We start from the raw sequence: 8,270 nt of genomic DNA, 5'->3' as shown, positions 1-8,270 counted from the left end.
GCAGGTCCTTGTCGCCTTGCTATTCGTACCAAACCCAGTTCTGCCTCGTGCGGTCACTCTTGTCGTTGTAGTTGACCCTTTCAATGACGTGGTCGAATTGTCGTTCGTGCAGATTTGCTTTGACCGCCTTCGGCTCCAGCGAACCTGCCTTCGCGACCGCCTGAGCCCAGACCTGAACCGCGCAGTAGCTCAACAGCGTGTAGCCCGCGGGCTCGAAGTTCTCCGCACGGAACTGCTCCACGATTGCGGCCGCGCCGGCATTTCGCCGCGGGTCCGCCGGGAAGGTGAACAGGGTTCCCTCCGCCGCTGAGCCTGCGATCAGGGCGAATTCCTCGGTGGCCAAGGCATCTCCGGATATGAGCTGGACCGTGTAGCCACGGTCGTGTGCGGCGCGAGCGATCAGCGCAACGTCGGCATGATACCCACCCACATACAAGGCAGAGACGCCGGCGGCTTGCAACGCAGCGACCTCGGCTGAATAGTCGTCCTTCCCGGGCGCGTATGCGTCGTAAACAGCTTCAGTCACGCCCCGTTTGTTCAGCTGCTTCCTGGTCTCGTCGGCGAGACCCTTTCCATAGGTCGAATTGTCGTGAAGGATTGCAATCTTCTTGTCGCCCCAGCGATCGGCAAGGTAGTTGCCGGCGATGAAACCTTGCGCGTCGTCGCGGCCAATGGTGCGGAAGACATTGCTACGGCCCTGTTCGGTCAGCTGCGGATTGGTCGAGCCTGGGGATATTTCGACGACGCCCGCCTCCGCGTACACTTTTGATGCGGGGATCGAGGCCCCAGAGCAATAATGCCCGACGACGAGCACCACCCCGTCAGCCACCAGCTTCTGGGCGGCCGCGACCGCTTGCTCGGGATCGCAGAAATCGTCGACCGAGATGAGCCTCACCTTCTGGCCGAGCACGCCGCCCGCCGCGTTGACGTCGGCCACCGCCATCTCCGCGCCGCGCTGCCCCTGCTCGCCGATCCAGGCAAGCCGTCCTGTCATGGCAGCCGAGACCCCGATCAGCACCTCGGCCCTCGCGGAACTGAACACGGCCGCGAGAACTATGATCGCTATGGCGATGACACGGTGCATGTGTGCACCCCTTGTGGACATTAGCTTACGCTAATCCTGTCAGGGCCGACAGCCCCTTCGGCAAGCGCGAGTGTCTCGGATGTTATTGGAGCGCAATTGGCGAAGCGATGCGTCACTTGAATGGCGTGTCACAACTTCGTTCGCTGAAGTCGGAATCGCGCGCCGAGTCCAGACGGCCGCACTGCGGTCATTCGAGAACTGGTCGCTTCTGGCGCTTAGCGGACACTTGGGCGGGTACGGCGGTCATAAGCTGCAACGTCAAATCTCATTCCCGCTTTCCCACCAGCCGCAGCCAGGGCGCCAGGTGGAAAGCCGCCATCAGAAGATACATCGGCACCATGCCGCCGAGCACGGAGGCTTCAGCCCCGGATATGCACATCATGTCGTGGCTGCCATAGGCGGCCGTCAGCAGCGCCATGATCGCGAAGGTCGGCGCCGCAGCGAGGCAGAGCCAGTCGGCGAGGCCGAAGCCGCTCAGGGCGGAAGGGCTAGGGGTATTCGTCCTTTCGATGGTGAAATCCGAGTTCTCGATGCTCATCTCATCCACCTGCAAATGGTCTGATTTTCAAGGCTTGCGGAGATCGGCTCTGGCGGCGCGGCTGGCGCCGCCAGAGTCGCTTCGCGCTCAGGCGTCCTTGTTGCGGAACGCTGCTTCGCCGGCATCCGACACCTCGACCCATCTCTGGTCGGGCGCGGCGCCTTCTTCGTAATTGTCGTGCCAGTTCCACCACTTGTAGGTCTGCGTCTGCGGATAGCCCTTGGGCGAGTCCTCCCACACCTCCTGGCGGCCGAGCGGGGTGACGTCGAGATAGCTCCAGACGGTGCCAAAAGCCTCGTCGCCTCGATTGTTGACGAAATAGGTGCGGAAGATGCGGTCGCCGTCGTGGATGAAGACGTTGTGGCCGTGCCATTCGTCGACGCCGAAATCCTTATCCCAGCTGTCGGTGATGGTGTACCAGGGCATCTTCCAGTCCATCCGCTGCTTCAGCCGCTGAATGTCGGCCTGCGGCGCGCGCGAGGCGTAGACGAGCGTGGTGTCGCGGGCGTTGAGATGGGCGAGGTTGCCGACCTGGTCGGCGCCGAGCGAGCAGCCGCGGCAGGCGTGTTCCGGCCAGCCATAGACGCCCGGCTCGAAGAAGGCGCGGTAGATGATCAACTGCCGGCGGCCTTCGAACAGGTCGAGCAGGCTCGCCTTGCCGTTCGGGCCTTCGAACACATAGTCCTTCTCGACCGCCATCCACGGCATGCGGCGGCGTTCGGCGGCTAAAGCGTCGCGGGCGCGGGTCATGGTCTTTTCCTTCACGAGCATCTCCTCGTGCGCGCCTTCCCAGGCCTCTCGCGAAACGACCGGTGGTGTGTGCATTTGCTGGGTCATTGCTCATTCTTTCGGTTTGGTTGAGGGTGACGAGGACAGACATAGGGCCGGACGGCGCGATGGTGAGAGTTACAAGTGTGACGCGATTTGATCCGGCAGGCACAGAAGCAGGCACTGCATGGACTCGCTGATCAACGCCGCCGGCCGCGCGTTGGCATCGGGTGACCCGCTCGGCGCCCTGAAGCGCGTCGCTCTGCGCGACGACGCGCCGGCGCTGGCGCTGCGCGGCATCGCCATGGCGCAGCTCGGCGACTTCGCCAAGGCCAAGGCGCTGTTGAAGAGCGCCGCCCGCGCCTTCAGCCCGAAAGAGGCGGTGGCGCGAGCCCGCTGTGTCGTCGCCGAGGCCGAGATCGCGCTCGTCTCGCGCGATCTCGGCTGGCCGGAGAAGGCGTTGCGGGCCGCCCGAGCGACGCTTCAATCGCATGGCGACCGTGTGAACGCGGCCTATGCCGGAAGCCTCGAGGCGCGGCGCCTGATCCTGATCGGCCGGCTCGACGAGGCCGAACGCCTGCTTGCCGGCTTCGATCCGGCGCCGCTGCCGCCGGTCGCCCGCGTCGCCCACGAGCTCGCCGCCGCCGGCATCGCGGTCAGGCGTCTGAGGACGAAGGTGGCACGCTCGGCGCTCGGCCGGGCGTCGCTCGCGGCCTACCAGGCCAACATTCCCGCGTTGAAGGCCGAGGTCGAAAGCGCGGCGATGGTGATGAATTCGCCCGTGGCGCGGCTCGTCGCGCGAGGCGCGGAGAAAGCGCTGTTGCTCGATGAGGTCGAGATGCTGCTGGCATCCGGGACGCTCATAGTCGACGCCTGCCGCAACGTCGTGCGCAAGGCCGATACGGTGGTCTCGCTGGCGACGCGGCCGGTGCTGTTCGCGCTGGCGCGCACGCTGGCCGAAGCCTGGCCGGCCGATGCGTCGCGGGAGGTACTGCTGAGACGCGCCTTCAGGGCCAGGCACGCCGATGAATCGCATCGTGCGCGGCTCAGGGTCGAGATGGGCCGGCTGCGCGCCGAATTGGGCGCGCTGGCCGAAATCAACGCGACGGCGGCCGGCTTCGCCCTCACGCCGCTGAACGCCGCCGAGGTCGCGGTGCTGGCGCCGCCTGTCGAGGAGGAGCACGGCGCTGTGCTCGCCTTCCTCGCCGACGGCGAGTCTTGGTCGAGCTCGGCGCTGGCGATCGCGCTCGGCGCCAGCGCGCGCACCGTGCAGCGGGCGCTGGAAGAGCTTTCGACGGCAAGCAAGGTGCAGGCGGTCGGCCGCGGCAGGGCGCGCCGCTGGATGATGCCGCCGATGACCGGATTCCCGACTGTGTTGTTACTCCCGGGTCCGCTGCCGAGCGACTAGTCTCCCGGCCATTGTTCAGATGGAGATCGAAAATGAAACGAGCCGCTGCCGAGATCCTGCGCGAATATGGACCCTTTCCGGACGCCGAGCGCGTCAATGGCGTCACCTACGACGGCAAGAATGTCTGGTTCGCCACCGGCGACAAGCTGAAGGCGCTTGACCCGGAGAGCGGCAAGGTCGTGCGATCGATCGACGTCGCCTCGCATGCCGGGACCGCCTTCGACGGCGAGCACCTCTACCAGATCGCCGAGGACCGCATCCACAAGGTCGACCCGAAGACCGGCAAGGTCGTCGCCACCATCCCGGCCCCCGGCAATGGCGGCGATTCAGGCATGGCCTGGGCCGAAGGTTCGCTCTGGGTCGGCGAATACAGGGCGCACAAGATCCATCAGATCGATCCTGAAACGGGCAAGGTGATCCGCACCATCGAGTCGAAGCGCGTCGTCACGGGCGTCACCTGGGTCGACGGCGAGCTCTGGCACGCCACCTGGGAAGGCGAGGAGGGCGACCTGCTGCGCATCGATCCCGAGACCGGCGACGTGCTGCAGGAGGTAGCGATGCCCTCCGGTGTGTCTGGACTGGAATCCGATGGTGGCGGCTGCTTCTTCTGCGGCGGCGGCAGCAGCGGCAAGATCAAGGCCGTGCGCCGTCCCGGACACGCTGGCAAGCAACCGTAGCCGGCGGCTGACCGAGACGAAACAGGCGGCCTCAGGCCGCCTCGCGCGCCGGCCGGGCAACGCCCTTGTTTGAGACCTGGCCGGCATTCGGCCTGTCGATATGCGCCCAGGCCGGCCGCTCGAACAGGAAGTTTCCCAAGCCGGTGCGCTTGACGATGAAGTAGAGCACTACCGGGCTGATGACCGAGACGAGCAGGACCGCGAGGCTCAGCATGCCGGTGTCGGTCAGGAGGCCGCTGGCGAGCGCCAGACCGCGGAAGATCGACATTGGGATGGTGAAGGCGACATAGACGACCAGCGAATGCTCTCCGAGCCACCGCAGCCATTCCATCGAAGCGAATTTCGACAGGAAGCCACCCAGCACGCAAAGCGCCACCGCGCCCGCGACGGCCAGCGCAAGATGCAGCGGCGGCCAGGCCGCCAGGCCCATCTGCATGCCGACCGGTTGAACGGCATAACCCGGCGAATAGACGAGCAGGCCGTTGACGATCGCCCACACGACCAGGCCGGCGACGGCGATCGCCGGACGGACTTGCGTCCACGCAACGAGCCGGAACACCAGCGGCGCCATGACGAAGCCGAGATAGAAGAACACGAAATAAGCCGCGAACTGCTCGAAGACATAGCTATCTGGACGCGGCGCCCACATCTGCAGCGCGGCAGCAGCCAAGATAACGATCCAGTGCGGCACGCGAAGCTCACGCAGTATGCGGATGACGATGCCGAACACCGCCAGCATGTAGATGAACCACAGCACGCCATAGGGCTGGACGACGGCCATCGCGAGGTCGTGCAGCATGCCGGCTGGATCGCGGCTGAAGATGCCGATCTTCAGCCCGATCGAGATGATCGCCCACAGCACGTAGAAATAGAGGTAATGCACGACGCGCCGGTCGATATAGCGCCGCCATGGCCGGTCGATCACCTGCGACAGGAAAAGGCCTGAGATCAGAAAGAATTCCGGCATGCGGAAAGGCGTCGCAAAGCCGATGGCGTAATGGAGGAAGCCGACGCCGCCGGTGTATTCACCGGTGTTGTAGGCGGAATACATCATCACCACCAGGATGATCGAAAGACCTTTTGCCGTGTCCACCCACGGCATGCGCATCGAGTTGTTCATGAACGACCCCGAGAAAGGCACCCGGCGCCATAGTACCGGAAGGGTGTACCTCTGGCAGCACGAAGCTTCGGATATCGTAAACGCGACGCTGCTAGTGGTGAACGTCTGACGCTTGGTACCCAAGGCGAATCCATGCAATGGGCGGCGAACTGCCGTTGAGTGCCCGCTGGCACAACAACTTGGTAGCGCCAAATGCGGTCAAAGGTGTGCGATGGCCGGTGACCGTTTCATTGGCGTGCGATGCCGCCGGGCCGGTGGCCTTCCTAGGATCGCCAAAGGTGAACATTTGAACAATTTGAGTCGGGAGACGAGGCAGCGCTGACCCGTAACAGTCGTTGCACAAGAGATTATCGATTCAAGGTAGCGGGATCGGCTTGTCACTGAGTGTGCGCAAATACGCGATCAGGTCGACTCGTTCGGTCTCGTCCGGAACACCAGGCATCTCCATCTTAACGCCCGGCGTGGTGAGCATGGGCCCGTACAGATATCTGTTCAGATCCTCATACGTCCACGCGCCTTCCCAGCCCAGCAAGGCGTCCGAATAATCCATATTTGCCATAGATGCCTTGTCGCGGCCGACGACGCCCCACAAGTTCGGTCCCGTTTTGTTCCCTCCCTGTGGCTCGGCATTGTGGCAACCGTGACACACACGGGTGAAGTAGGTTCGGCCTTTCTCGACATCGGCAGAAGCCAACTTCATCGAGATCGGGGCTGGTGTTGGCAAGACGACGCCGTGCGACATCAGATAGTCGGCAATTTCGCGTTGCCCCCGGCGTTTTGCCAGATGGAGCGGTGTCTTACCGTCATTTGTCTTCGCATTCACGTCCGCGCCGGCCTCGACCAGTACCTTCACGCAGTCGAGGCAGCCGAGAATGACGGCGACATGAAGGGCGGATTCGCCGTCACGGTCCGAATTGGGATCTGCGTGATGCTCCAGCAAAAGCTTTAACAGATCGATCTTGCGTTTCCCCATAGCCGCCATCAGCGGGCGACCCCAAGTCGTCTGGGCGTTGACGTCCGCACCACGTTCTATGAGCAGTTTTGCTGCTTCGATATGGCCCATCATGACCGCAAAATAGAGCGGCGTTGCGTCTCCATCGCTCTCGTCGATGCCGGCACCTGCGTCGAGCGCTGCCGTGATCGCCGCGACATCGCCGTTCTTCGCGGCGTCGTGAATGGCGGCGGCGCGCAATTCAATCGGGGAGCATACAAGCAGTGGTGCAATGAAAAGCAGGAGCCTGCGCATTTGGCACCTCCCCAGGGCAAACCGGAGGACGCAGCACGCTTTTAAGAGGACAAGGATACCTCAAATGCCCTGCGAGAACGAGAGTTTTCAGGAAGACTGGCCATGGCCTTGCTGCCCTCTGTCGGCGGGCTTTGAGGTGCCATCCGGGTCAACTCCTGCCGTAGTGCGAGCAAAGCTGGACTCTTCTACGCGGTACCAAGCTCAGGCTTTCACCGCTGGTCGTCGCCTCGTGCCGGCGTTAACGCTGTTGTCTCCCGCATCGCCACCGCCACGATCACACCCGACAGGAAGGTCAGCGCCGCAATCGCCACGATCGCCGCGGAGAAGCCGAAGAAGTCGGCGATCAGCCCCGCCGACAATGCCCCGATCGCGTAACCGAGGTCGCGCCAGAAGCGGTAGACGCTAAGCGAGCGCGCCCGCCAGGAGGGATGCGAGGCGTCCGATACCGCAGCGATCAGGCTGGGATAGACCATCGCCGTGCCGAGGCCGAGAAGCAGGCTCGCCAGCAGCCACCAGCCGAAATCGCGCGTCATGGCGGTGGTGAGAAGCCCCGCCGCCTGCACCCACATGCCGGCGACGATCAGGCCCTTGCGGCCCCACTGATCGCTGAGCGGCCCGGTCGCGACCTGGAACACGCCCCAGACGGCAGGATAGACCGCCTTGAGGATGCCGATCCGCTCGACGCCGAGCCCATTGGCGACGAAGAAGAGCGGAAAGAGCCCCCAGCTCATGCCGTCGTTCAGATTATTCACCAGGCCGGCCTGCGAGGCCGCGAACAGGTTGCGGTCGCGAAAGGAGGTCAGCAAGAAGATCTCGCGGAAGCTGAGCGGGGAAGCAGCTTTGGGATGGTTGGCCAGTTCCAGCCGCACATGCTCGCGTGTGTCGCGCACCAGATGGATCGACAGCGCGGCGCCGAGGATCGCATAGCCGACGCCGAGATAGATCGGCACCGGGCGCAGCCCGTAGCGGCTTGCCAGATAGCCGGTGAGAAAAGCGGTGATGCCGACGGCGAGATAGCCGGCGAACTCGTTGAGGCCGACGGCGAGCCCGCGCGATTTCGGCCCGACCAGATCGACCTTCATGATCACCGTCATCGACCAGGCAAGCCCCTGGTTGATGCCGAGCAGCGCGTTGGCGGCGACGATCCAGCCCCAACTCGGCGCCGCGATGATGATGAAAGGCACCGGCAGGCCGAACAGCCAGCCGAGGATCAGCACCCGCTTGCGGCCCCACGTGTCGGCAAGCTGTCCGGAGACGAGATTGGCGCAAGCCTTGACGACGCCGAAGCTGACGATGAAGGAGGTGACGAGCGTGGTGGAAGCGACGCCGAACTCCTCCGCGCCGATCAGCGGCACGACGGTCCGCTCGATGCCGACCATGCCGCCGACGAAGGCGTTGATAAGCACTAGCAACGCGAATTGCTTCCAGT

At 64.1% G+C, this 8,270-nt stretch carries 8 protein-coding genes; 2 read left to right on the top strand and 6 right to left on the bottom strand.

From position 1 onward, the window contains the following. Positions 1-19 precede the first annotated feature (19 nt). From EOA38_RS20695 to EOA38_RS20685, 3 genes are all read right to left on the bottom strand, one after another. On the bottom strand, positions 20-1,084 hold the full coding sequence (locus EOA38_RS20695) for a branched-chain amino acid ABC transporter substrate-binding protein (protein WP_127300099.1): 1,065 nt from the start codon (positions 1,082-1,084) through the stop codon (positions 20-22). A gap of 265 nt (positions 1,085-1,349) precedes the next feature. Beyond that, on the bottom strand, positions 1,350-1,622 hold the full coding sequence (locus EOA38_RS20690) for a hypothetical protein (RefSeq protein WP_127300098.1): 273 nt from the start codon (positions 1,620-1,622) through the stop codon (positions 1,350-1,352). 87 nt (positions 1,623-1,709) lie between these two features. Then, positions 1,710-2,459, bottom strand: coding sequence for a thioredoxin family protein (locus tag EOA38_RS20685; protein WP_127300097.1), 750 nt, complete (start codon positions 2,457-2,459; stop codon positions 1,710-1,712). Positions 2,460-2,577: 118 nt separating this feature from the next. Here EOA38_RS20685 and EOA38_RS20680 point away from each other — a divergent pair, with 118 nt between their 5' ends. Next, a complete protein-coding gene (locus tag EOA38_RS20680; protein WP_127300096.1) occupies positions 2,578-3,798 on the top strand; it encodes a helix-turn-helix domain-containing protein in 1,221 nt (406 codons plus the stop codon). Positions 3,799-3,830: 32 nt separating this feature from the next. Next, positions 3,831-4,475 (top strand): DUF5074 domain-containing protein, encoded by a 645-nt coding sequence (locus tag EOA38_RS20675; protein WP_127300095.1) that lies wholly within the window; start codon positions 3,831-3,833, stop codon positions 4,473-4,475. 31 nt (positions 4,476-4,506) lie between these two features. On the opposite strand, the gene EOA38_RS20670 is transcribed toward EOA38_RS20675, so the two are convergent. The 3 genes from EOA38_RS20670 to EOA38_RS20660 form a co-directional block, all read right to left on the bottom strand. Then, positions 4,507-5,595 carry an acyltransferase family protein gene (locus EOA38_RS20670; RefSeq protein ID WP_127300094.1) on the bottom strand — a complete coding sequence of 363 codons (1,089 nt, stop codon included), beginning with the start codon at positions 5,593-5,595 and terminating at the stop codon, positions 4,507-4,509. 355 nt (positions 5,596-5,950) lie between these two features. After that, positions 5,951-6,841 carry an ankyrin repeat domain-containing protein gene (locus tag EOA38_RS20665; RefSeq protein ID WP_127300093.1) on the bottom strand — a complete coding sequence of 297 codons (891 nt, stop codon included), beginning with the start codon at positions 6,839-6,841 and terminating at the stop codon, positions 5,951-5,953. Between the two features lie 209 nt (positions 6,842-7,050). Continuing rightward, positions 7,051-8,270: MFS transporter (locus EOA38_RS20660; RefSeq protein WP_145966012.1), on the bottom strand; the 1,220-nt coding region annotated here is incomplete at its 5' end.

The organism is Mesorhizobium sp. M1E.F.Ca.ET.041.01.1.1, from assembly GCF_003997355.1.
GTDB lineage: Bacteria > Pseudomonadota > Alphaproteobacteria > Rhizobiales > Rhizobiaceae > Mesorhizobium.
The sequence above is the reverse complement of the archived record's forward strand: the minus strand, read 5'-3'. Positions and strand labels throughout refer to the sequence as shown.

Bases quoted from the DNA above. Each gene is read 5' to 3' on its own strand.
- EOA38_RS20695 (WP_127300099.1), bottom strand. From the start codon at position 1,084: ATGCACCGTGTCATCGCCATAGCGATCATAGTTCTCGCGGCCGTGTTC.
- EOA38_RS20690 (WP_127300098.1), bottom strand. From the start codon at position 1,622: ATGAGCATCGAGAACTCGGATTTCACCATCGAAAGGACGAATACCCCT.
- EOA38_RS20685 (WP_127300097.1), bottom strand. From the start codon at position 2,459: ATGACCCAGCAAATGCACACACCACCGGTCGTTTCGCGAGAGGCCTGG.
- EOA38_RS20680 (WP_127300096.1), top strand. From the start codon at position 2,578: ATGGACTCGCTGATCAACGCCGCCGGCCGCGCGTTGGCATCGGGTGAC.
- EOA38_RS20675 (WP_127300095.1), top strand. From the start codon at position 3,831: ATGAAACGAGCCGCTGCCGAGATCCTGCGCGAATATGGACCCTTTCCG.
- EOA38_RS20670 (WP_127300094.1), bottom strand. From the start codon at position 5,595: ATGAACAACTCGATGCGCATGCCGTGGGTGGACACGGCAAAAGGTCTT.
- EOA38_RS20665 (WP_127300093.1), bottom strand. From the start codon at position 6,841: ATGCGCAGGCTCCTGCTTTTCATTGCACCACTGCTTGTATGCTCCCCG.